The sequence below is a fragment of the Bacillus inaquosorum genome, assembly GCF_023238325.1.
GTDB lineage: Bacteria > Bacillota > Bacilli > Bacillales > Bacillaceae > Bacillus > Bacillus inaquosorum.
On the sequence record NZ_CP096592.1, the window covers coordinates 3,861,302 to 3,884,274 of the forward strand.

The following is a 22,973-nucleotide window of genomic DNA, read 5'->3' on the forward strand; positions in this document are numbered from 1 at the left end:
GAAACATAAAAAAAGGGGGAACCCGTTGTGGATGCAATGACAAATAAACGGCTGAGACTGACGCTGAAAACCGTTCGCGCCTTCATCTTTTTAGGGGCTTTTGCGGCCTTAGCGGCAGCTGCTGTGTTTATGACTGTCATTTTGATAGCCAAATACCAGGGCGCTCCCTCGGTGCAAGTGCCGCAATCCACGATTTTGTATGCCAGTGACGGCTCAAAGCTCGGGGAAACGAACTACGGCGAAAAGCGCTATTGGGTCCCCTTAAAGGACATGAATCCGACGATTGTAAAAGCGACAGTGGCGATTGAAGACCAAAATTTCTACGATCACCACGGCTTTGATTATAAACGCATGGCCGGCGCGGCGCTTGCAGATCTGAAAGCATTTGCCAAGGTTCAGGGCGCAAGCACCATCACCCAGCAATATGCGAGAAACTTATACCTTGAACACGACAAAACGTGGAAACGGAAATGGAATGAGGCGTTCTACACGATCCGCCTGGAACAAAACTATTCTAAGGACGAGATATTAGAAGGCTATTTAAATACAATTTATTACGGACACGGCGCATACGGCATTGAAGCTGCTTCCCGCCTGTATTTCGGCAAGCATGCAAAAAACCTGACGGATGCGGAGGCTGTGTTATTGGCGGGAATCCCGAAAGGCCCTTCCGGCTACTCGCCGTATGTCAATGAAACAAAGGCCAAGGATCGCCAGAAAACAATTGTGCGGATGATGGAAAAGCAGCAGATGATCGGCCATAAAAAAGCGAATGAACTGATCAAAGAACCTCTTTCCTATCAGCCTTTGAATAAACAAGTTTCCAAGAGAAAGGCCCCATATTTCTATGACAATGCGATGAGAGAGCTGGAGAAAAAGCTCGGCATGACGCGGGAGCAAATTGAAACGAGCGGGTTAAACGTCTATACAACGGTAGATAAACGGATGCAGCGCATCGCTGAGGAGACCATTACCGAAACCGTTAACGCCGGCTCTGACATTCAAGTCGGGTTTTCAGCCATTGATCCCCGCACAGGAAACGTTCTCGCCCTTGTCGGCGGCAGGGATTATCAAAAAAGCCCGTTTGACCGGACGACACAGGCGAAGCGCCAGCCTGCTTCGACGATTAAGCCGTTACTGTACTATAAAGCGATCCAGAGCGGATTTACGCCAGTCACCTTGATGAAAAGCGAAGAAACCGAGTTTCAAATTGATGCAAGGGGAGAAACCTATTCTCCAAGCAACTATAACGGATACTACGCCAACAAGCCGATTACGCTTCTGCAGGCGCTGGCGCTTTCCGACAACATTTACGCTGTGAAAACACATCTCTTTCTCGGAATGAATAAGCTTGTACAATCGGCAAAGGAATTCGGCATCACTGCGCGTCTTCAAGCACTGCCTTCCCTTGCGCTCGGCACCGAACCCGTACGTCCGATTGAGATGGTCAACGCCTACGCCATGCTCGCAAATGGCGGGAAGAAAATCGAACCGACTTTTATTTCAAGAGTTACGGACGCGACGGGACATGTGCTGTACGAAAACCCGAGCAAGCATAAACAGGTGCTCGATGAAAAAGCCGCTTTTGTCACGGCGAGTATGATGACAGGCATGTTTGATACGGATTTAAACGGCTATACGTCGGTAACCGGACGGACGATCGCCAACCGCCTGACAAGAACATATGCGGGAAAATCAGGAACCACAAGCGCAGACAGCTGGATGATCGGCTTCAATCCGAAGCTGGCCGCAGGTGTTTGGACCGGCTATGACAAAAACAGCACCATCGACTCGGTCGAAGAAAAAAGCTATGCCAAAACGATTTGGGCTGACTTCATGGAGGATGCGCTCAAAGGTGAACCGGAAACTGCGTTCAAACCGCCAAAAGGCGTAACCGGCGTGTACATTGATCCAGAAACAGGCTACACATCCGGTCCCGGATGCGCAGCCAAGCATTACACGTATTTTGTGAAAGGCACTGAGCCATCAAACGTATGCTACGGGGCAGAACCCGCTAAACAATCAAAAGACCGGCTTCCAGCCAAAGAAAAACCCGCTTCCGAGAAAAAATGGTGGGATAAATGGCTGGGGCGGAATCATTAAAAATAACCCGGCTCCTTGGAGGCCGGGTTATTCGTATGGTTCCTTCATAATCCATGGAAGCCATGTTACGCAATCGAACTGAACAATAGTTTTGGTAACCCTTCGGGGATAAAGAGGTCATTTTATTCCACGTCGGCTTTCGTTACCCAGTCACCGGTTTCGACATCATATCCCCCTAAAAATGAAAAACCCCGAGTCTTGTTTCGGCTCGGGATTTTCCATGTCCTATTTCTGTATCACCAGTTTACTCAATGTTTACGAAAAATAGTTCAAATATTCTAAAAGTTCACAGAAAATTCACAAATTAATTGTCTTCTGGAAGCAGGCCTGTTTTTAATTCATCTGAGGACCGGTCCCATAGGCCCTGATCATGTTTTTTCAGAAATTCGCCTAGTACACGTTTCGAGCTGTCGTCCATTTTATCGATGATAATTTTCCGCTTCATGGATTTATCCATCAGATTCACATGCTCAGGCAGCGACTTGTAGCCTCTTCTGATGCTTCTGTCGACCGTCATTTCACAGGCTGTCACACCAGCGTAATAAGGCCCCTCTTCTTTTCTGTCAATCGTTACCCACACAAGCCAGTATGGTTTTCCGTTAGGAACTTCTTCTTTATTCGGCAGAAATTTAATTCCTTTTTCAACGGTGCTGCGGGCGTGCATGGCGCCGATGTCAACGAACGCTTCTTTTTCCTCTACATCGACGAATACGGGAGAAATGTTATCGAGGCTTAGCGCCCCTACACCGAAGCCGCCGTGTCCATCTGTCGGATCACTTTTGATAATATTAAACCCGATTGATTTTTTCTTTTTTTCTTCCATGAGTTCTACCTCCTACAAAAGCGGTTGAAATATCGCTGAAAACAGCTGTAAAATCCGATCTCTTCCGGCATTTAGCAGCGGCCAAAGCACGTAAGATCCGAGCGGTGTCACAAACAGAACCAAAAAGACGATAAAGCCGTAGCTCTCCGCCTGCGTCATCTTGGCACGCACCCCTGGCGGAACGAGATCTTCAATAATACGATAGCCATCGAGCGGAGGAAGCGGCAGCAGATTAAATAAAAACAAGACAAGATTCAGCTGTATCCAAATGGAAAAAAACTGATCCAGCCCCGTGCTGAACGCCGCAAGCATCTCCATTCCGTATGCATGCATCAACACTAACAAAAAGAAACCGACAAACGCAAGAATCAGGTTACTGACGGGCCCGGCGATGGATACGAGCACGCCGGCAAGCCGAGGTTTCTTAAAGAAGCGGCGATTGACAGGAATAGGGCGCGCCCATCCGAATCCGGCCACCAGAATCAAAATGGTTCCGAACGGATCAAGGTGTTTAATGGGATTCAGCGTCAGCCTTCCTTCTCTTTTCGCTGTATCGTCACCGAATTTGTACGCGACATAGGCATGGGCAAGCTCGTGCATCGTAAACGACACAATTAACGTGATGACGAGGTATGGCATTAACGATAACGGATAATATAAAAAACGGTCCAAGTGAGATATCCCTCTTTCTAAAAATGCAAGAATTTACTTTATTCAGTATACTATAAGAAACCTCTTTTTCTAAAGAGAGGAAACGAGATAAAGGAGGATTCAGCACCCATGCCATACGTAACCGTCAAAATGCTCGAAGGCCGTACAGACGAGCAAAAACGCAATCTTGTCGAGAAAGTAACAGAAGCCGTAAAGGAAACCACCGGTGCTTCTGAAGAAAAAATTGTTGTGTTTATAGAAGAAATGAGAAAAGACCATTATGCCGTCGCAGGCAAACGCCTGAGCGATATGGAATAATCTCTATAAAGCCGGCGCTTCGCGCACCGGCTTTTTCCATCCTTATTGGGTCAGCTTCGCAATAATCGCTAATAACGCCTTTTTCTCTTCTGCTGTCAAACGTTCAAACATGCCGTCAATCAGTCCCTGGCGGTTTTCGATCATTTGCTCAGCCGCTGCCCTGCCCGATTCAGAAAGCGTAATCCATACAGTGCGGCGGTCATTGTTATTTCTGGATCTCTCAATGAATCCCTCCTGCTCTAAATGATTAAGAGCAGTGGTCGTAGCAGAGGGAGACAGTGTGACCTCCTTCAGAATATCCTTTATGGTGCAGCTCCCATGCCTGTATATGATCCGCAGAATAAATCCTCTTACATTATTTACGTGTTTCGGAACGGTGGCTTCATCTAATTGCTTCGTGCTTTTCAAATATTTTGTAAGTGCGTGATCCAGCAAATTTGCTTCCAGTTTGTCATGGTCCATGTAGATTTCCCCATTTCGAGATGCATTCATAACATACGAACGATATGATTTACTTATTATTTTACTGATTCCGGATAGGGAAAGTCAAAAAAGCAAAATGAGAATTTACAGCTTTTCTCCTAGATACTTCGATTTTTCACCTGTTTGACAAGTTTTTCTTTAAACGTCTGAAAAGGAACGTGTTCATTCTGCTGATGTCCGAATTGTCGGACGTTTACCGCACCTTCCTGCTCTTCATGATCTCCAAGCACCAGCACGTACGGGACTTTCTGCACCTGCGACTCTCTGATTTTGTAGCCCAGCTTCTCATTGCGCTCATCAATGCCTGCTCTTATCCCCAGCTGCTTCAGCTCTTCCTGCACCTTTCTGCAATAGTCCAAGTGAACGTGCGAAACCGGTAGGATTTGAACCTGGATCGGTGCAAGCCAGACTGGGAATGCCCCGCCGAAATGCTCGATCAAAATGCCGAAGAAACGGTCGATCGAGCCGAATACCGCTCTGTGTATGACAACAGGACGAACCTTTTCATTGTGTTCATTGATATATGTTAAATCAAATTTTTCCGGCATTTGAAAATCAAGCTGAATTGTCGCGCATTGGTGGCTCCGTTTCAGGGCATCTTTTATGTGAAAATCAATCTTCGGCCCGTAAAACGCCCCATCGCCTTCATTAACCTCATAAGGCAGGCCGAGCTCCTCAAGGACGTTTGCTAAGGCACGTTCCGATGCTTCCCAAAGGCTGTCATCGCCTAATGAATCCTCCGGGCGAGTCGAGAGTTCGACCGAATATTCGAAGCCAAATGTACGATATACCTCATCAATCAGCCCAATCGCTTCTTTGATCTCACTCTCAATCTGATCCTCCCGAACGAAGATATGGGCATCATCCTGGCAAAACGTACGGACGCGAAGCATTCCGTTTAAAGCACCGCTGTATTCGTGGCGATGCACCTGGCCGAATTCCGCCATGCGAATCGGCAGATCCCGATAAGAATACAAGCTGTTTTTAAAGATGAGCATGTGGCCCGGGCAATTCATCGGCTTCATTGCGAATCTTGTATCATCAACTTCTGAAAAATACATATTGTCCCGATAATGATCCCAGTGGCCTGACTGCTCCCATAACCGCTGATTCATCATAAACGGCGTACGCACCTCATCATAGCCGGCCTTTGTTTGCAGCTCACGCGAGAAGCGTTCCAGCTCATTGCGGACAATCTGCCCTTTTGGCAAATAAAACGGCATCCCCGGCGCTTCTTCAGAAAACATAAACAGCTCTAATTGTTTGCCCAGCTTGCGGTGATCACGTTTTGCCGCTTCTTCCAGCATATGCAGATGCGCATCAAGATCTTTTTTCTTTTGAAACGCAACCCCGTACACCCGCTGGAGGACTTCATTTTCACTGTCTCCGCGCCAATAAGCGCCCGATACTCTTGTCAATTTGAACGCCTTGATCATTCCTGTAGAAGGAAGATGAGGCCCGCGGCACAGGTCAACGAATTCTCCCTGCTGATACAGCGCAATGTCCTCCCCCCGCGGAATATCCTTCAAAATCTCCAGCTTAAACGGCTCGCCTTTTTTGGCAAACAGCTCTTCAGCCTCTTCGTAAGAAACCTCATTTCGTTTGATTTCAAGGTTCTCATTTATAATGTTCTTCATTTCTTTTTCGATGGCCTTTAAGTCTCCTGATGTTAAGCTTTTCTCCAGCTTCATGTCATAGTAGAAGCCGTCTTCAATCACTGGACCTATCCCCAATGACACGTCGCCGTACAGCCGTTTCACCGCTTGAGCCAGCACGTGCGCTGATGTGTGGCGAAGCACCTGCAAGCCTTCTTGGGAATCAAGTGTGACAATCGAAAGCTCAGCATCCTCCTCCAGCTTGAAGCTGAGATCAACAAGCTTGCCGTTGACCTGGCCCGCAGCCGCCTTCTTTTGCAGACTGGAACTGATAGAACCAGCCGCTTCTTTAATAGTGACGCCTTTCGGATATTCCTTGATCTGTCCGTCCGGAAGCTGAATGTGTACATGTTTACTCATTTTAAACACTCCTTATCAATTGTTGTATATAAAAAAACACACCCGTCCCGCTGAAAGGGACGAGTGTGTGATTTACCCGTGGTTCCACCCAAGTTCCCGACAAACGCTATGTTTATCGGCTCGGTGCTGTAACGCAGCATAGACGGCATTGGATACTTCAGTTCCCCAATGCTGCTCCAAGGCGGTAAATGATATTCCTAAGCTGGGAAGCTCTCACCTTTCCTTCCCTCTCTGAAAACCGTAAATATCATTCATGTCCTTTTCTTCGCATATATTCAATTCATAAAAAAACACACCCATCCCTCTAAAAGGGACGAGTGTGTGATTTACCCGTGGTTCCACCCAAATTCCCGACAAACGCTATGTTTATCGGCTCGGTGCTGTAACGCAGCATAGACGGCATTGGATACTTCAGTTCCCCAATGCTGCTCCAAGGCGGTAAATGATATTCCTAAGCTGGGAAGCTCTCACCTTTTCTTCCCTCTCTGAAAACCGTAAATATCATTCATGTCCTTTTCTTCGCATGTATTCAATTCATAAAAAAACACACCCATCCCTCTAAAAGGGACGAATGTGTTTATTATCCGTGGTTCCACCCAAATTCCCGATCAACACACATGGTGTATCGGCTTTAAGGTGCTGTAACGCAGCATGACGGTATCAGATACTTGATTTCCCCGATACGGCTCAAAGGCGGTAAGCTGCTTTCCCTGCGTTAGGAAGATCTCAGCTGTCCTTCCCTCTCTGGAAACCGTAAAAAGCATCTCGTGTCCTTATCAGTGCCTGTTGTTTCAATAATTTTTTATATCTTACTATATATTCCCACAAAGCGCAATCAGTGATTTACATTTTTTTCTGACGCGGCAGTCCCGTTATGGGCAACCAGAAACAGCCATACAAGCAATGCGGCGAGGCTGTACGCCGCTCCCATCATCAAAAACGTAAACCCGGCACCGGCATACCAAGTGGCAGACAGATGAATGATCACCCCGGATACCGCTACGCCGACCAAGGCTCCGATTTGCCGGTTCGCATTTAAAGCCGCGCCGGCGATATTCGCATGCTTTTGCCCGGCAGCCTGCATGATTACAGTTGTCATGGCAGGAACTGTAATGCCGGTGCCAAGGTTCATGACAGACATCAAAACAGCCAGCTGCCAATAAGGAAAATCCGGTGAAATCAGCACAAATAACAGCAATGCAATGATACAGCTGACCGTCATTGACACAAACATAAGCTGCCCTGCTTCGAACCGATTCGCCAGACGGGCAAACAGCAGGTTGCCGATCACGAAGACGGCCATCATCGGCAGCAGCTCAACTCCGGCCATAAAGGAGCTTGCGCCTCTTGCTTCCTGCAAAAAAAGACTCAGCATAAACATGCCGCCGAAAAGGGCAAAATTGAGCAGAAAACCGACAAACTGAGCAGCTGAGAAACGGCCGTTTTTATATAAGGACACCGGCAGAATCGATGTTTTCGCAGAGATTTCCCGCAGCAAAAACAGCACAAATGCCAAAAGCGCCGCCGCGAATGCACCGAGAATTACGGGCGAACGCCAGCCCGCTGAAGGCCCCTGTATCAATGCGCCGCCACTCCAAGCAGGTGCCCTGTGATATTCACGTGCCTGCTTTTTCCCGGCACGCGGTCGAGTATTCGGTAAGCTGAAATGAGCGCAGCCGCCCCTAAAGGCACGTTGATCAGAAAAATACTCTGCCAGCCTGCTGCTTGTACCAGCACACCGCCGATAAAGGGCCCAAGGCCAGAAGCGGCGGACACAAAGGCAGCCCACAACCCAAACATTTTCGCCCGCACCCGCTCATCAGGGTAAGAGGCCGCCAAAAGGCTGAGTGAGCTCGGCATAAACAAAGCCGCGCCAATTCCCTGTATGAGGCGTCCGGCAATCAGCATCTGGCCATTAATCGATACCGCACAAAGGCAGGAGGCCAGGACAAAAATGGCCAAGCCCAGTATATATATCGCCTTCGAGCCGAAACGGTCAGCCAAGGCTCCGCCCGCCAGCAGAAGTGAAGCAAACGTAAGGATGTACCCGTCCACAACCCATGTCACACCTGAAAGTGACATCGAAAGAGCGTTTTTCATATCTGCCATTGCCACATTCACAACGGTTACATCAAGAGTAGCCATGAGAAAACCGAGAGCGAGCACGATCAGCACGGATATTCCTGATGATTCTGATTTTTGTAACGGCCCGCTATTTTTCATTGCAATTGCCCTTTCAATTGCTGGTTTACCCAATCATCTATTTTTTCAAGATCATACAATTCCCCGACTCTGTCCATGACATGCTGCAAGGATTCTTCTCTCATGAGATTGGCCCATTTATCCTCGATTTCCCCCATGACTGTCTCCAGCACACAGTTACTTTCACCCTCGAATACGGATTGCAGCAGGCCTTTCCCCTGATACATCGAACCTCTGCCTTCAACCGCTTGATAAACATCATAGAGCGTAATGTCCGTCAAAGGCTTCGTAAGGGTAAAACCGCCCTTCGTCCCCGGTATGGATTCTGCCAAACCGGCCTGAACCAATGTTCTCATCAGCTTCTTCAAATAAGACGGAGACACACGCAAACGCTGGCTGATTGCCTCTGACGTTAAAGAAGACTGTACGGGCAGCCGTGACAATAACAGCAGCACAGAAACCGCCTGCTCCATCCCTGATTTCATTTTCATCATACTTCACTCCTGATTCATTATGGATAACTAATATCCACAATAGATCCCTTAGCAACTTTTGTCAACAAAAAAAGCAAAAGAAACGGTTCATTTCTTTTGCTTGGTATGGTTAACAAATCTGCTTCAGTTCCTCTATGTATTGAAGCGCTTCGTCATATTCTTCATTTGTATATTTTTGCTTGCTTTTGATTGTAAAGACTTTTTCTTTCTTTTCCTCAGCCTCAAGCCCGTCAAAGTAAAGGATCGTGGAAACCAGCTCTAAAAACCGTGATGAACGGCTGTTTACACTGTCGATATAGCCTTTAATATCCGGCATATCCAGATCAGCATGGTCTAAAAACGCGGAGCCTGTCTCAGTCAGTGAATAACGGTATTGAAAGTAGCCGCCCTTTTTTTCCTTCACCTCATGCAGAAATCCAAGGTTGCACAGCTCTTCAATCTGGAGCGTCAGTTCCTCTGAATACGGTCCGTAAAAGTGAAAATCATATTTCTCATAGAAAGGAAACTGCATTTTTTTAGCGATATAAATCATTTTCTGCAGCTTCTTCCGCCCGATGATTTCTCCAGAATCCGAGAACACCTTCATCAGTTTTGCATGTTCTTTCAACAAATTCCCGACATCTCCTTTTTCCTTCTTTCCAATTTCTATGTCAGTCCCAGCAGCTGCCGGATTTTCATTTTCGCTTCCGGATGTTCAGAGCCGTCACAAATCAGGTCCTTCGGATAGTACAGCTTGTGGTCCGTCCGCCGTTTTCCGGAGATGGATTCGACAATAGCCGACTGTCTGGACAGCTCTTTAATTTGGCCGTTTTGCGTCAAGAGATGGATCGGCAGACGCTCCTCTTCCTCTCCCGGACGGTAAAAATCGTATGGCAGATCTGAAGAAGAATCGACGACCAAATAATAGCTCGGATCGATTCCCGCCTCTTTGAACAATGAAGTCAGCTCAAAATATGCCGACATTTCTTCGTTCGGATTGAATTCAACGTATTGGAACAGCTGGCGGTTAATGAATCTGCGGCACAAATCGGATAAAATCGCATCTTCTTCATCCTCCCAGGCCTGGAAGTAATACAAAATAATAGATTCATCCAGCTTCAAATAATCCTCCAGCGTCAATTTCCCTTCAAAAATAGAATAGAAATGAACCGGAGCGTGAGTGAACACATAGCCTTCATCGTGCAGCTGCTTCGCCCTGTGAAGAATCTTCGTTAAAATAACCTCTGCGCTTCTTGTCACAGGATGGAAATACACCTGCCAGTACATTTGGTAGCGGCTCATGATATAGTCTTCGACAGCGTGCATCCCGCTTTCTTTAATGACGATCTGATCCTCGCGCGGGCGCATCACCCGAAGAATCCGCTCCATATCAAAATGGCCGTAGCTGACGCCCGTATAATAAGCGTCGCGCTGCAGGTAATCCATGCGGTCTGCGTCAATCTGACTCGAAATTAGGCTGACCACTTGCTTGTTTTTATATGTTTTGGCAATGACTTCAGCAACATCCTGCGGGAAACGTGGGCTCACCTTTCTGAGCACCTGATTGACCTCAGTGTCCCCCAAAATGATATCTCTTGTAAAATCTTCGTGGTCAAGGTGAAAGACTTTTTCAAATGAATGCGAGAACGGCCCGTGCCCGAGATCATGAAGCAGCGCCGCGGCCAAACAGAGTTCGCGCTCACTGTCATCCCATTCATGGCGGCCTTTAAAGACGTCATCAACCATTCTCCTGACAATTTCATAGACACCGAGAGAATGGTTGAACCGGCTGTGCTCAGCGCCATGGAACGTCAAATACGTCGTGCCGAGCTGCTTAATTCTGCGGAGACGCTGAAATTCGCGGGTTCCGATCAAATCCCATATCAGCTTGTCCCGTACATGAACATAGCGGTGCACCGGATCTTTAAACACTTTTTCTTCTGATAATTTTCCATTTGGATACGCCATCGTCATTCCCTCTTTTTTTTAGCCGTGTTTCTATTATATCGACTCTATTCTTTGAAAACATCCTTGAATTTGCCCGGCGATTTGTTCCATCTTTACGAAAAACACATGATGTGAAGCAAAAAAGCCTGACCTGAGGGCCGAGGCTATTGAAAATATGTTTTTACTTTTTTATTTTCTTTTTTACTTTGTCAATCAGCTCATCCTCTGTCGGAGCTGACAGCGGACGATTGTTCACAAAAGCAAATGATTTTTTCCGTCCGGGCCCGCAATAAGATTGGCATCCTACCTCAACCTTTGCGTCCGGGTCCACTTCTTTTAAACGCGGCAGCAATGTTTTGATATTAGTGGCTTGGCAATCATCACACACTCGAAATTCATTAGCCATGACGTACGCTTCCCTTCATTTCTATGTTCATCTATGTGAATAACCTAAAATCGCTTTTCAAAAAAATCACATCACTCTTCATTTTACAAGGATTCGACTGTTCCTGCAAGCCGCTCCATCCTTCGTATCTCCTATTCTTTCAGCCAACTTGTATAAATGTTTTCCATACTGGACATTCTAATACCATGAAAAGAAAAATGGGAGTTGAGATAAATGACAAAACAGCGACAAGACGCTTGGTCAGAAGAAAATGATCTGCTTTTAGCCGAAACAGTGCTTCGGCATGTGAGGGAGGGCAGCACCCAGCTGAACGCCTTTGAAGAAGTCGGTGATAAATTGAACCGGACATCCGCAGCCTGCGGATTCAGATGGAACGCGGTAGTCCGCCATCAATATGAAAAAGCGCTACAGCTTGCGAAAAAACAGCGAAAACAGCGGATGAGAGCGCTCGGAAACGGGCAGCCAGCGAAAAAAAGACTATTATATCAGCCTCCTGCGGTTGATCCTGGAATCATTCAAGAAACCGCTGCAGAGGAGCCGGCCAAAACGGACGCACCATCAGCCGAAAATGAGCAGCAGCCTTTAATGTCAGGCGAACACATGCCTTTTGTGGATGAAAGCTTTAAGGAAGAGTTAGCTAGTCTATCACACTTATTGTCTCCTCAAACGCCTGCTGCTGCGCCTGAGATGACAATGAATGATGTGATCCGCTTCCTGCAGAATTACGAAGGCAATAACGAGCAATCATCGGCATTAAAAATGGAAAATGAACGTTTAAAGAAAGAAAATCAGGAATTGCAAAGCAAAACGGAACAGCTTGAGGCAGAAGTTCAAAAGCTTGAAAAAGACCAAAAAACGATCCAAGAAGATTATGAAACCTTGGTAAAAATTATGAATAGAGCCAGAAAGCTAGTTTTATTTGAAGAAGATGAACATGCCTCTCCGTCCTTCAAAATGGATCGGAACGGCAATTTAGAAAAATTAGCGGAATAACTTAGAAAAATCCCAAAACGAGCTGCTGTTTTGGGATTTTCACCATGTGCAAAATCCCCTTTTCCATTAAGAAAAGAGGATTTTATCATTTTGCTGCGAGCCCCGCTATTCTTGTAAAATGAGGCCAAGCTTAGTGAATCTATTAAGACATGTGAGCTGTCTCAGCCGTTTTTTGATTACGAGGCGCAGCGGAAATGACCAGAAGCCCCAGCAGCATAAGTGCAATGCCGAGCCACGAGGAAAGTGAAAGCATTTCCCCTATGAAAAACACGCCCAGCAATGAGGCCGTCAGCGGTTCAGCTAAAGACAGCGTGACCGCCGCCGAGGCCGGAACCCCGGTAAGCCCTTTCACAAACAAAAAGTAAGCGGCACATGTTGCAATTAACCCGATGTAAAGGCTCGTTCCCAGTCCTCTCGGGGTCAATATCCACGAGATATCTGACTGCCATAAAAGCGGCGTCAGCAAGATGGCGCTGATCATAAAGACAACGGCGGAAGTCGCTCGCGGAGGCTGGGTTTTCATCATCGATTTACTGATTAGCGTATAGCCCGCAAAAGAAGCACCCGCTCCAAGCGCCATTAGAACACCAGCAGCATCAACCCGAACATTGGAACTGTCGGAAAACAGGAGCCAGCAACCCGCTAAAGCCAGTACAGTCGCGACCCACCAAGAGTTTCGCGGGCGTTTTTTCAATACGGCCCACTCCATACTCCCGGCAATGATAGGTGCACTGCCGATCGCAATCACAGTCCCCACAGCGATTCCGGTTTCTTTAACGGCTGTGAAAAACAGCGGCTGGTAACACGCCATACAAACTGCTGCTGATGACCAATTTTTCACATGAAGCTTCCTGCTGATCCAAACCGCAAGCAGCATGGCGCTTCCTCCTATTAATAATCTGAACGCTCCGAATGCCAGCGGTGTGGAGCTTTCTGGAGCCATCGCCTGAACAGTTCCCGTAGTTCCCCAGAAAAAAGCCGCAGTAAGTATAGTTTAACCGCAGAAATTATATCCCAAAATACCGCACCTCCCAAGATAGTATCTTAATAAATAAAGTAAAATAATACGATCTATTTTCCTGAGACTTTCAAAAGTTGAGTGAATTTACAGTGATTTTGTTATAAAACCATTTTAAGACTTGCTTAAAAAGAGATTAAAATTTGAATTAATTACTAAAAAAGCGTTTACAAATTTAACCGTGCTTGCTAAAATAACTGTTGACTTAAGTCTAGTAAAAATCTTCAATTGAGGAAAAATTTATAATTAGGGAGATGGAATATTTGAAAGCATTTAAGTTTTTACTATCCATTGGTCTTGCATTATCAGTAATTTTATCAGTAAATATGCCAAAAGCTGATGCAGCGAAATGTGTACGAACTCATCTAGGATTACAGTGTAATAACAATGTACATGCTGTTAAAAATGTAAGTGTTTATTATACAAAAAGCCAAGTGAAGAAAATTGTAAGCAGATATAATAACTTAGGGTCAAATAAATCCTTGATCATTGGTTATATAGCTAGTTTAAGATCACCACAAATAGGTCTTGGAACTTTAATGTATCAAGTTGGGGCTAATAATATGATTAAACCTTTTAAAACGGCAAAGTCTAAAGGTACCGGCCTTCAAATATCCTATAAAGTTACTATTTATAAAGGGTCTAATGCACTAACTAAAGTTTCAAATGTTAAATATAAGTATAAATAATTTAAAAAGTGTACCAATGACTTCTCCCCAAGTCATTGGTTTTATTTTAACCACTTATTTTTAAACATCATAAAATTCCAGCCATAATTTTTTTACACAACTTTAAGCCATACAAAGCTAATTGACAATAGATTCTATTCATTATCTATTGTCAATTAGCTATATTAAATTTAGATCTATTTGTTCACCCAAATACCTTAGCATTCCGCTCAGCCATCCGGACGAGGTTTTTCTCAAATTCCATTTCCTCATCCATGGACAGTCCTGCTGAGTAAAGATGAGTGCTTAACGCTTTTAATTCCGTCAGTAAAGCGAACATTAAGTCTTGTACGGAGATGTCTGTTTGCAGAAGCTCGCTTAAGGACGCCATTGTTTCCGGACGTATCTCGGGATAGACGCCTTTTTTATCGTTTCGTTTGTCCTTCAGCGCCGCTTGGTAGAATCGCCGGATCAAGTCGGCCCTTTCACTGCCGCTTTTATCCGCGCAGAGATAGATTTGAACAGCGACTCCGCCGCGAACGCGTCTTTGAGAGATGCCGGCGAATTTTTTGCCATTTATGCTGAGGTCATAGCTGCCGGGACAATATGACCCTTCAATTTCATAGGCTTCGATCTTTGCGTTGTACGGCTTGAGCATCCGTCTCATCAGCTCAACCATCGCTTCATACCCTTTGTCTATATCGATGCCTTTCTTTTCGTCCTCGAATATGAGAGAGATATTTAAAACGCCTTCATCCAAAACAACAGCCAGACCGCCGGAATTGCGTACAATGACGCGGTATCCTTCGTTCTCCAACAAGGAGATGCCGTCCTGCAAAAACGGGAGGCGCGTATCCTGAATCCCAAGGACAATCGTATTGTGGTGCACCCATGAGCGCGCTGTCGCCGGCGACACGCCTTTTCCGACGGACATGCACAGCGTATCGTCCATTGCGAAGGATTGCTTCGCATCAAATAAAGGGCCGAGACTGGATTGGTCAATGACTCTCCATGTCGGCTGCATCAGTAAATCAATCGGTTGGTTTGCCATCTATGTAAAACCCTTTCATGTTAGGCTTATGAACGAAAACTATTATATCATTTCAGCCGCTGTGATTGATAATTGCTTTTCAGCATCGTAATAAAAATTTCTTTATTTTTCGTATTCTCCATGAGAGGAGAATGAATGTAAGACAGCTTGCGCTTTAATGAGAAATCCTTAATATGGAGAATTGAAATTTCACGGTGGATCAAATCCTTATGCAGCACGCTTCTGGATAGAACAGATAGCCCCATGCCGCTGATCACCGCTTCTTTTACACCTTGATTGCTGCTGATGGTGAACATCGACTTCGGCCGCAGTCCGTTTGAGCTGAGCACATGATCGAGATATTCTCTCGTCCCGGAGCCTTTCTCTCTTGTCACCCATGCTTCGTTTTGCAAATCGCTGATCGAAATATCTCTCCGCCCGGCCAGCGGGTGCTGATTCGGCGCGGCGATACACATTTCATCCTCCATGAACGGTTCAATTTCCAGTTCATTCTCGTTTGTATGTCCTTCAATCAGCCCAATATCAGCCTGAAGCATCCGCACACGCTCGCTGACCTCCTCTGTATTGCCGATCATGACATCGAGGTTCAGCTCTGGATACAGCTTTTGCAGCTGGGCCAGAAGCGGCGGAAGAATATACTCTCCGATCGTAAAGCTGGCAGCTATTTTCAATTCGCCTTTCACATAGTGATGGTGCGCATAGATTTCAGCCTTGGCTTGCTCATAGAGAAATACCATTTGCTTTGCTCTTTGATACAAAATGTCTCCTGTCGGCGTTGTTGTAAAGTGTTTTGGCGACCGATTCAGGAGAGCCGTTTGAAATTCTTTCTCAAGATTTTTGATATGCAGACTGACGCTGGGCTGGGAGATCATCAGCTTTTCCGCTGCTTTTGTGAAGTTTTTTTCTTCTACTACCGCTATAAACGTTTTCAGCACGTCGTAATACAAAAACCCCACCCCTGTCATTAATAAAATATATAATTATAATCAGTTTTCTTTATTGTACTCATATCATCTGTCTTGGTAAAGAAGGCTATACGGGCGCAAAAAAGGCAGCCCTCAGGAAGAGAGCTGCCATCGTCTTCATTTTTATTACAGTGCTTGCGCCGCTGTAATTAATGCGAGATTGTAAACATCTTCAGCGTTACATCCTCTTGAAAGGTCGTTTACAGGCATATTTAAACCTTGCAGGATTGGTCCTACTGCTTCAAAGTTGCCCAAACGCTGAGCGATTTTATAGCCGATGTTTCCTGCTTCAAGGCTTGGGAATACGAATACGTTAGCGTCCCCTTTGATCTCGGAATCTGGCGCTTTTTTCTCAGCTACAGATGGAACAAATGCAGCATCGAATTGGAATTCGCCGTCAAGTGTCAGTTCAGGCGCTTTTTCTTTCGCGATTTTCACAGCATCCGCTACTTTTTCTGTTTCGTCAGATTTTGCTGAGCCTTTTGTAGAGAAGCTGAGCATTGCCACGCGAGGCTCAATGTCGAACATTTTTGCCGTATTGGCACTTTCGATCGCGATCTCGGCAAGATCTTGGCTGTCAGGCGCAATGTTGATCGCGCAATCTGCGAACACGTATTGCTCTTCTCCGCGAGCCATGATGAAGACGCCAGAAGTCTTTTTCACGCCTTCTTTTGTTTTGATGATTTGAAGAGCCGGGCGGACAGTGTCGGCTGTTGAATGAGCCGCTCCGCTTACAAGTCCGTCTGCAAGGCCTTTGTACACCAGCATTGTACCGAAGTAGTTCTCGTCTAATAATGCTTTACGAGCTTGTTCTTCTGTCGCTTTGCCTTTACGGCGTTCTACGAATGCTTGTACAAGGTCTTCCATGCCTTCATATGTATGAGGATCATAAATCTTAACGCCATCCAGCGTAAGGTTCAATTCTTTTGCTTTTGCTTGGATCTCATTTTCATTGCCGATCACAATCGGATTCAGCACTTTGTTTCCTGCAAGCTTGCTGACCGCTTCTAAAATACGTTCGTCTAAGCCTTCAGGAAATACAATTTTAACGTCTTTTCCAGCTACTTTTTCTTGCACTGTTGAAAATAAATCTGCCACAACTAAAACCTCCTCAAAAAGTTACAAAAACGCTTTCTTTTACTAGCATACTCTTCTTCCAATCAAATTCAAACAGCCAACTTTCATTATAGCGCTTTCATAAAAAAATCTTATTTTTCTAACTAATTTAAGTGACTATTTCTTTCCTTATAGCTTCTCTTATTTTTATGGAGTTATACGAAAGGGATGTTCAAGGTTTCTCTACAGTAGAATCGGATAAACTATGGTATAGTGAAGGCAATCATGAAAAGATAATAGGAGTGAAGATAAATGAGTGAACAGCAAATGACGAATGAAGCGGCGAAAACGCTTGACGGCTGGTATGCGTTACATGATTTCCGCACAATGGACTGGACTTCCTGGAAGCTGCTGTCCAGCGATGAGCGCCAATCTATCATACATGAATTCACAGGATTGCTTGAAAAATGGGGCGTGGCCCAAAAAGAAGGAAAAGGATCACAGACTCTTTACAGCATCGTCGGCCAAAAAGCTGATTTTATGCTGATGATTCTTCGTCCTACAATGGAAGAATTAAATGAAATTGAGCTCGAATTCAACAAATCAAGACTTGCTGAGTTCACCATTCCGGCTTACTCCTACGTATCAGTGGTTGAACTGAGCAACTACTTGGCAAGCGGCGACGGCGACCCTTACGAAAACCCGCATGTACGTGCGCGCCTTTACCCTGAACTGCCGGAATCTAAATATGTATGCTTCTATCCAATGGATAAAAGAAGATCCGGCAACGACAACTGGTACATGCTTTCAATGGAAGAACGCAGAAACTTGATGAGAAGCCACGGCTTAATCGGCCGCAGCTATGCGGGCAAAGTCAAACAGATCATCACCGGCTCCGTCGGCTTTGACGATTACGAGTGGGGCGTTACATTATTCAGTGATGATGTGCTTCAATTCAAAAAGCTTGTGTATGAAATGCGTTTTGACGAAGTCAGCGCTCGCTACGGCGAATTCGGTTCATTCTTTGTCGGCAACCGCCTTTCGCTTGATACACTTCCTCAATTCCTATATGTATAATATCTCCTCCCGCCCTGCCGGCGGGAGTTTTTCGATTCTTCTTTATCAGAATTTAAATAAAATTTGCTATTTTCTTCGTTTTTTCTTACGATGTAGATAATAATCCAATTTTTGCAAAGGGGTGCAGTTATTTGTCAAAACGAACCGCATTTATTATGGGAGCCAGTCAAGGGATCGGAAAAGCAATCGCTCTGAAATTAGCAGACCAGCATTTTTCTCTCGTCATTAATTCACGAAACTTGGACAATATTGAGCCTGTCAAAAAAGACATTTTGGCCAAGCATCCTGAAGCGAGCGTCATTGTCCTTGCGGGTGATATGTCTGACCAGCATACGAGAGCCGGCATTTTTCAAGAAATCGAATCTCAATGCGGACGCCTTGATGTTCTGATTAATAATATTCCGGGCGGCGCGCCTGACACATTTGATAACTGCAATATAGAGGATATGACGGCCACGTTCACACAAAAGACCGTTGCCTACATTGACGCTATCAAGCGTGCTGCCTCACTGATGAAACAAAACGAGTTTGGCAGAATCATCAACATTGTCGGAAATCTGTGGAAAGAACCCGGCGCCAATATGTTTACAAACAGTATGATGAATGCCGCTTTAATTAACGCCAGTAAAAATATTTCCATCCAGCTTGCTCCTCACAATATTACTGTCAACTGCCTGAATCCTGGTTTTATCGCTACAGACCGTTACCATCAATTTGTGGAAAATGTGATGAAAAAGAACAGCATATCCAAACAGGAAGCAGAGGAACAGATTGCTTCCGGGATTCCGATGAAACGGGTCGGATCAGCCGAAGAAACCGCAGCGCTCGCCGCGTTTCTCGCCTCCGAGGAAGCCTCCTACATCACGGGACAGCAAATTTCCGCTGACGGCGGCAGCATGAAAAGCATATAAAAAAATCCCGCTTTTAGCGGGATACTTCTTGTAATGATGCAAACGGCAGGTTCAGCTTTTGAATCCGCATGACAAATTCCCGCAGATCCTCCTGCTTTGACACCATCGATATTCTGACATGCCTTTTTCCGTTGCTTCCGAATATTTCACCCGGTGTGACAACGACGTGGGCATGCTCCAGTAAGTAATCAGAGAATTGGTGAGATGTCTCGAAGGTTTTCGGAATTTCAGCCCATACGTAAAACGTTCCTTTTGGCTTTTCCATCTTCCAGCCCAATTCCTTTTCACACAGCTCCGTAAAAAAATCAATTCGTTCCTCGTAGATTCGTTTCAAGGATTCCGTTTGCTCCGGATCTCCTGAAAGCGCCGCACTCGCCGCGTGCTGCAGTCCGCCGAACATGCCGACAAATACATGATCCTGAAACTCATTGACGGCCTGAATGATCTTTTCATTCCCGACCGCAAACGCCATTCTCCAGCCTGCCATATTAAATGTTTTTGAAAATGAATAAAGCTCTGCCCCGACAGCTTTGGCATCCTCTGCCTCAAGAAAGCTGGCCGGTTTTTTATCGAATTCAAACGCGCCGTACGCAAAATCATGGATCAAGTGGATGTTGTGCTTTTTCGCAAAAGCAGCCGCTTTTGCATAAAAAGCCGCATCGGCCACAGCTCCCGTCGGGTTATTCGGATAGTTTAAAAACATGAGCTTCGCTTTATCCAGCACGGCAGGATCAATCTTTTCAAAATCCGGCAGATAGCCATTTTCTTCATACAGCGGCATTTCGTGCAGCTCAGCTCGCGCCATCGTAATTCCTGATAAGTATTCAGGGTAGCCCGGATTCGGGACCAAAGCGATGTCTCCCGGATTGAGCAGGCATTGTGTCAGCACATACAATCCGGCTTTCCCGCCGCCGAAGAGTGCAACTTCCGTTTCAGGATTGATTGACACTCCATATTCTCTTTTGTAGAAATCAGCGATTGCTTCCTTCAAAAAAGGATAGCCTCTGAATGGGCCGTATCCGTGAAACGATGGATTCAGAGACGCCTCCCTCAAGGCCTCCACAATATGCGGCGGAGTGGGAAGGTCAGGGTTTCCCTGTCCGAGATTAATGATATGCGCCCCCGTTTTTTCCAATTCCTTCACCTTTTGAAAAACGAGAGAAAACTCTTGCCTTGGAAGTGTCTTGATGACGTCGGACGGTGTTATTTCCATCTAAAAGACTCCTTTTTGCTCCGTTTTGTTATCCCGTTCCAAAAACGATTTGTTGACGAGCTTCGTATGCAGAAACAATCCGCTTACCATCACAACAATCAGCCCCATAATGACCGGAGCGTTTAAAACGTTGATTAACATCGAACCAACAGAAATGCATAATCCGATTGACGCTTCCGCCACCGAAAAAATGCGCCCTTGAATCTGGTTTGCCGCGTTCTCCTGAACCTTCACCTTTGCAAGCACTTCCCCGTATTCCATCGCAATGAAAAAGAGGATAGCGGCGATGACCGAGACAGCGAAAATCGGCGTGAATAAAAACAGTGCCAGCGAGACAATCGATAAAATGGTAAAATACGTCAGGCCTCTATTGTTGTTAAAGCCCCATTTGCTGACAAGCCCCGCTCCGATGAAGCCGCCGAAGCCAATACAGAACGTGAGAATAAAGTTGCCGATTTCCCCGTCACCCAGAAAGCGGCTGACGATTGGAAAATAGCTGTACACAATTCCCCACAGCATCGCCATCGTAATCATCGTAAACATGGCATTTAATACGAAAGCATTGGTTTTGATTTCCTTGAGTCCTTCTTTAAAAGACTGAAAGGCCTCTTTTATGTTTTCAGATTGAATCGGCACGAATTGCAGCTTAATGCGGCTGATAAAAACGGCCGAAATCAAGTATGTCACACCGTTAAAAGCAACAGCCAGCTCTACAGATCCGCCTAACAGAAAAAGCCCTCCGGCAGCCGCACCGACGATAATCGAGATGGTCGTCGCTTTTGCGAATAACGTGTTGATGTTTTTAATATCTGATTCCAACGAGGACATGACCGCAAGACGGGCAGGATTAAAAAACACACCGCTTCCATAAGAGATAAACAGCAGGGCGAGAAAAATCAGCGGGTACTCGCCTTTTGGAAGAAATGTGAGCCCCAAAAAGATAAGGCCCCTGATGATATCCGTCCACAGCATGATTTTAACTCTATCTAACCGATCGACCAGAACCCCCAAAAATGGCTGAAATACCATCGGAATGCTTCTGACCACGATGACCCCCGATGTCACCCAATAATCATGATAATATGTAGACAAAATGAGCAGGGCAGGGAGAACACAATAGTCTCCCATAAACGATAGCGCCTGCCCGTAAAGCAAATATTTAGAGTTTGGCTTCAGCTGTTTCATACTGGCAGCACATACTTTGCCGTCAGCTTCGCATGCAGCTGAATTTGTCTGATGGATTCAGCCACATCCTGTGAATTGCTGCCTTTTAGTTCAAATGCAGCAATGGAATTGAAGGCTTCAAACAGTGTCAAATCAACTGATGTCCCTGGTGCTGCTGCCGAAAAAGAAACGATTTCGGTATCACCCTTCAAAAGCCCGTCCGGAATATCGATCGCTTCGATCACCAAGTTCTCAGCAGTTTCCGGAATCTGGCCATTTTGTTTAAAATGCTGAGGGTACAAATGGCAGTCGGCGACATAGCAAGGCTCTTGATCTAATAATCCATCCGGCAGATCGGCGTCTTTTCCGAAGCAGAGAACATCTAATAATAATTGCGCCATATCAACGCCGAAGACCTTTTTAATATTAGGAATCATATTCCAGCCTGCGAATCTCGCTGCCGACTCTATTAAACCCGGTTCTCTGTTTTTCATTAGCTTGATCTCTGTATGTGTTGCGCAATTTTCCAGTCCAAGCCCTTCATTTGCCTTTTTGGCGGCTTCGACAATTTTCTTTTTCGCCTCTTCATCCAGAATGGACGGCGTAATGTGTGATGTTTCTGTAAATCCGATTTGCGGCGTTTTGTCATGAATGGCGATTGGGAAATACTCACCGTCTGCCATGATGCCTTCTATGCTGATATAGTCGGAGTACCCTTCTGTTTGATACCAGTCTCCATACTCACCCTGTAAAAATTCTTCAGCAATAAACGGTGCTTCAAACGTGACCGCCTTTGGCACGTTAATTGATTTCAGGTAGTCATTGACTCTGTTAAATTCATCTTCTGCCGTCTCAGTGTCCGTAATCAGCGTTACGCCGATTGAACTCGCTAAATATGTAGGCTTTAAGATAAGAGGTGTGCCAATCTCTTCAAGTGCAGCACGGAAATCCTCTAGCGTTGTGACGCGTTTGTTTTTGATCGATTTGACTCCGGCCTTATTAAAAGCGTCTCTCATTTTATTTTTATCTCTGGCATTTTCGGCGGCCTGCACTCCGGCACCCCTCAGGCCCAGACGTTCGCAGGCTTTTGCCATCGGGGCAATGAATAATTCATTGTTTGTTGTGATGGCATCCGCCCCAAACATTTCGGCAACCTTAACGATTTGCTCGACGACCTCTTCTTCAGGCTTGTCATGATCTTCATGCGCCCAATAAATGGAATCGGGATGCTCAAAATCAGCTAAGCTCTGAAAATAGTCTTTATCCTTTATGACCGCGACCGAGTATTTTTCAATCAGTGCTGCATGAGAGGCTGTAATTGCAAAAGGTCTTGGAATAAAGCTGACCAGGTTATATTTTTCAGCAGCGCTTTTATAAAACATGTGCGGCGGGCAGCCTCCAAGATCAGCGATGACCAATACTGTTTTTCTCTCCAT

Annotated in this window: 21 protein-coding genes, 1 pseudogene and 3 other annotated features; of the genes and pseudogenes, 6 read left to right on the forward strand and 16 right to left on the reverse strand. The window is 45.7% G+C overall.

Annotation, left to right across the window (positions count from 1 at the left end; all coding sequences use genetic code 11):
• Positions 1 to 27: 27 nt before the first annotated feature.
• On the forward strand, positions 28 to 2,103 hold the full coding sequence (locus tag M1M80_RS19580) for a transglycosylase domain-containing protein (RefSeq protein ID WP_060399743.1): 2,076 nt from the start codon (positions 28 to 30) through the stop codon (positions 2,101 to 2,103).
• Between the two features lie 304 nt (positions 2,104 to 2,407).
• Here the strand turns inward: M1M80_RS19580 and M1M80_RS19585 are convergent, their stop codons facing one another.
• Both M1M80_RS19585 and M1M80_RS19590 read right to left on the reverse strand, forming a co-directional pair.
• Entirely contained in the window at positions 2,408 to 2,926 is a 519-nt protein-coding gene (locus M1M80_RS19585) for a YwhD family protein (protein WP_003235920.1), read from the reverse strand.
• Between the two features lie 12 nt (positions 2,927 to 2,938).
• Entirely contained in the window at positions 2,939 to 3,598 is a 660-nt protein-coding gene (locus M1M80_RS19590) for a site-2 protease family protein (RefSeq protein ID WP_060399744.1), read from the reverse strand.
• 108 nt (positions 3,599 to 3,706) lie between these two features.
• Between M1M80_RS19590 and M1M80_RS19595 the strand changes: the two genes are divergently transcribed.
• Positions 3,707 to 3,895, forward strand: a complete 189-nt coding sequence (locus M1M80_RS19595; RefSeq protein ID WP_003222038.1) for a 2-hydroxymuconate tautomerase — start codon at positions 3,707 to 3,709, stop codon at positions 3,893 to 3,895.
• Between the two features lie 42 nt (positions 3,896 to 3,937).
• On the opposite strand, the gene M1M80_RS19600 is transcribed toward M1M80_RS19595, so the two are convergent.
• From M1M80_RS19600 to M1M80_RS19635, 7 genes and pseudogenes are all read right to left on the reverse strand, one after another.
• Entirely contained in the window at positions 3,938 to 4,357 is a 420-nt protein-coding gene (locus tag M1M80_RS19600) for a MarR family transcriptional regulator (protein ID WP_060399745.1), read from the reverse strand.
• A gap of 119 nt (positions 4,358 to 4,476) precedes the next feature.
• Positions 4,477 to 6,393, reverse strand: a complete 1,917-nt coding sequence (gene thrS, locus M1M80_RS19605; protein WP_060399746.1) for a threonine--tRNA ligase — start codon at positions 6,391 to 6,393, stop codon at positions 4,477 to 4,479.
• A gap of 52 nt (positions 6,394 to 6,445) precedes the next feature.
• Positions 6,446 to 6,668: a binding site (T-box leader), on the reverse strand.
• A gap of 31 nt (positions 6,669 to 6,699) precedes the next feature.
• Positions 6,700 to 6,922: a binding site (T-box leader), on the reverse strand.
• 31 nt (positions 6,923 to 6,953) lie between these two features.
• Positions 6,954 to 7,182: a binding site (T-box leader), on the reverse strand.
• Between the two features lie 46 nt (positions 7,183 to 7,228).
• Positions 7,229 to 8,616 (reverse strand): annotated as a pseudogene (locus tag M1M80_RS19615) (MFS transporter).
• The gene (locus tag M1M80_RS19620) at positions 8,613 to 9,086 is read right to left on the reverse strand and encodes an Rrf2 family transcriptional regulator (protein ID WP_032731692.1); all 474 of its coding nucleotides are present in this window, start codon (positions 9,084 to 9,086) and stop codon (positions 8,613 to 8,615) included. The pseudogene M1M80_RS19615 and the gene M1M80_RS19620 overlap by 4 nt, the downstream one beginning before the upstream one ends.
• 112 nt (positions 9,087 to 9,198) lie before the next feature.
• Complete coding sequence (locus M1M80_RS19625) at positions 9,199 to 9,699, reverse strand: YwgA family protein (protein ID WP_003222046.1); 501 nt, start codon at positions 9,697 to 9,699, stop codon at positions 9,199 to 9,201.
• A gap of 35 nt (positions 9,700 to 9,734) precedes the next feature.
• The gene (locus M1M80_RS19630) at positions 9,735 to 11,036 is read right to left on the reverse strand and encodes an HD domain-containing protein (protein ID WP_003235936.1); all 1,302 of its coding nucleotides are present in this window, start codon (positions 11,034 to 11,036) and stop codon (positions 9,735 to 9,737) included.
• A gap of 160 nt (positions 11,037 to 11,196) precedes the next feature.
• Positions 11,197 to 11,421, reverse strand: coding sequence for a YuzB family protein (locus M1M80_RS19635; protein WP_003222050.1), 225 nt, complete (start codon positions 11,419 to 11,421; stop codon positions 11,197 to 11,199).
• 213 nt (positions 11,422 to 11,634) lie between these two features.
• Here M1M80_RS19635 and rsfA point away from each other — a divergent pair, with 213 nt between their 5' ends.
• Positions 11,635 to 12,414: a prespore-specific transcription regulator RsfA gene (gene rsfA / locus M1M80_RS19640; RefSeq protein ID WP_003235937.1), complete on the forward strand. Its 780-nt coding sequence runs from the start codon at positions 11,635 to 11,637 to the stop codon at positions 12,412 to 12,414.
• A 142-nt stretch (positions 12,415 to 12,556) separates the two neighbouring features.
• Here rsfA and M1M80_RS19645 read toward each other — a convergent pair whose 3' ends face one another.
• Positions 12,557 to 13,405 carry a carboxylate/amino acid/amine transporter gene (locus M1M80_RS19645; RefSeq protein WP_060399747.1) on the reverse strand — a complete coding sequence of 283 codons (849 nt, stop codon included), beginning with the start codon at positions 13,403 to 13,405 and terminating at the stop codon, positions 12,557 to 12,559.
• Between the two features lie 290 nt (positions 13,406 to 13,695).
• Between M1M80_RS19645 and M1M80_RS19650 the strand changes: the two genes are divergently transcribed.
• A complete protein-coding gene (locus M1M80_RS19650) occupies positions 13,696 to 14,121 on the forward strand; it encodes a hypothetical protein (protein ID WP_021480903.1) in 426 nt (141 codons plus the stop codon).
• A 184-nt stretch (positions 14,122 to 14,305) separates the two neighbouring features.
• Here M1M80_RS19650 and ywfL read toward each other — a convergent pair whose 3' ends face one another.
• From ywfL to pta, 3 genes are all read right to left on the reverse strand, one after another.
• Positions 14,306 to 15,151, reverse strand: a complete 846-nt coding sequence (ywfL, locus tag M1M80_RS19655) for an octanoyl-[GcvH]:protein N-octanoyltransferase (protein WP_003235940.1) — start codon at positions 15,149 to 15,151, stop codon at positions 14,306 to 14,308.
• A gap of 47 nt (positions 15,152 to 15,198) precedes the next feature.
• Positions 15,199 to 16,098, reverse strand: a complete 900-nt coding sequence (gene cysL / locus M1M80_RS19660; protein WP_003222059.1) for a cysJI operon transcriptional regulator CysL — start codon at positions 16,096 to 16,098, stop codon at positions 15,199 to 15,201.
• A 144-nt stretch (positions 16,099 to 16,242) separates the two neighbouring features.
• Complete coding sequence (pta, locus tag M1M80_RS19665) at positions 16,243 to 17,214, reverse strand: phosphate acetyltransferase (RefSeq protein WP_003235941.1); 972 nt, start codon at positions 17,212 to 17,214, stop codon at positions 16,243 to 16,245.
• 270 nt (positions 17,215 to 17,484) lie between these two features.
• Here pta and hemQ point away from each other — a divergent pair, with 270 nt between their 5' ends.
• Both hemQ and bacG read left to right on the forward strand, forming a co-directional pair.
• Positions 17,485 to 18,249, forward strand: a complete 765-nt coding sequence (gene hemQ, locus M1M80_RS19670; protein ID WP_003235942.1) for a hydrogen peroxide-dependent heme synthase — start codon at positions 17,485 to 17,487, stop codon at positions 18,247 to 18,249.
• Between the two features lie 131 nt (positions 18,250 to 18,380).
• Positions 18,381 to 19,160, forward strand: coding sequence for an NADPH-dependent reductase BacG (bacG, locus tag M1M80_RS19675; RefSeq protein ID WP_060399748.1), 780 nt, complete (start codon positions 18,381 to 18,383; stop codon positions 19,158 to 19,160).
• Positions 19,161 to 19,173: 13 nt separating this feature from the next.
• On the opposite strand, the gene bacF is transcribed toward bacG, so the two are convergent.
• The 3 genes from bacF to bacD are packed head-to-tail and all read right to left on the reverse strand — an operon-like array spanning position 19,174 to position 22,973.
• Positions 19,174 to 20,373 (reverse strand): transaminase BacF, encoded by a 1,200-nt coding sequence (gene bacF, locus M1M80_RS19680; RefSeq protein ID WP_060399749.1) that lies wholly within the window; start codon positions 20,371 to 20,373, stop codon positions 19,174 to 19,176.
• Entirely contained in the window at positions 20,374 to 21,558 is a 1,185-nt protein-coding gene (gene bacE / locus M1M80_RS19685; protein WP_060399750.1) for a bacilysin exporter BacE, read from the reverse strand.
• Complete coding sequence (gene bacD, locus M1M80_RS19690) at positions 21,555 to 22,973, reverse strand: alanine--anticapsin ligase (protein ID WP_003235946.1); 1,419 nt, start codon at positions 22,971 to 22,973, stop codon at positions 21,555 to 21,557. The genes bacE and bacD overlap by 4 nt, the downstream gene beginning before the upstream one ends.

Coding starts and splice junctions, on each gene's coding strand:
- hemQ (WP_003235942.1), top strand. CDS start 17,485: ATGAGTGAACAGCAAATGACGAATGAAGCGGCGAAAACGCTTGACGGC.
- M1M80_RS19595 (WP_003222038.1), top strand. CDS start 3,707: ATGCCATACGTAACCGTCAAAATGCTCGAAGGCCGTACAGACGAGCAA.
- bacF (WP_060399749.1), bottom strand. CDS start 20,373: ATGGAAATAACACCGTCCGACGTCATCAAGACACTTCCAAGGCAAGAG.
- thrS (WP_060399746.1), bottom strand. CDS start 6,393: ATGAGTAAACATGTACACATTCAGCTTCCGGACGGACAGATCAAGGAA.
- ywfL (WP_003235940.1), bottom strand. CDS start 15,151: ATGGCAAACCAACCGATTGATTTACTGATGCAGCCGACATGGAGAGTC.
- M1M80_RS19620 (WP_032731692.1), bottom strand. CDS start 9,086: ATGAAAATGAAATCAGGGATGGAGCAGGCGGTTTCTGTGCTGCTGTTA.
- bacE (WP_060399750.1), bottom strand. CDS start 21,558: ATGAAACAGCTGAAGCCAAACTCTAAATATTTGCTTTACGGGCAGGCG.
- rsfA (WP_003235937.1), top strand. CDS start 11,635: ATGACAAAACAGCGACAAGACGCTTGGTCAGAAGAAAATGATCTGCTT.
- M1M80_RS19585 (WP_003235920.1), bottom strand. CDS start 2,926: ATGGAAGAAAAAAAGAAAAAATCAATCGGGTTTAATATTATCAAAAGT.
- M1M80_RS19630 (WP_003235936.1), bottom strand. CDS start 11,036: ATGGCGTATCCAAATGGAAAATTATCAGAAGAAAAAGTGTTTAAAGAT.
- M1M80_RS19600 (WP_060399745.1), bottom strand. CDS start 4,357: ATGGACCATGACAAACTGGAAGCAAATTTGCTGGATCACGCACTTACA.
- M1M80_RS19635 (WP_003222050.1), bottom strand. CDS start 11,421: ATGGCTAATGAATTTCGAGTGTGTGATGATTGCCAAGCCACTAATATC.
- bacD (WP_003235946.1), bottom strand. CDS start 22,973: ATGGAGAGAAAAACAGTATTGGTCATCGCTGATCTTGGAGGCTGCCCG.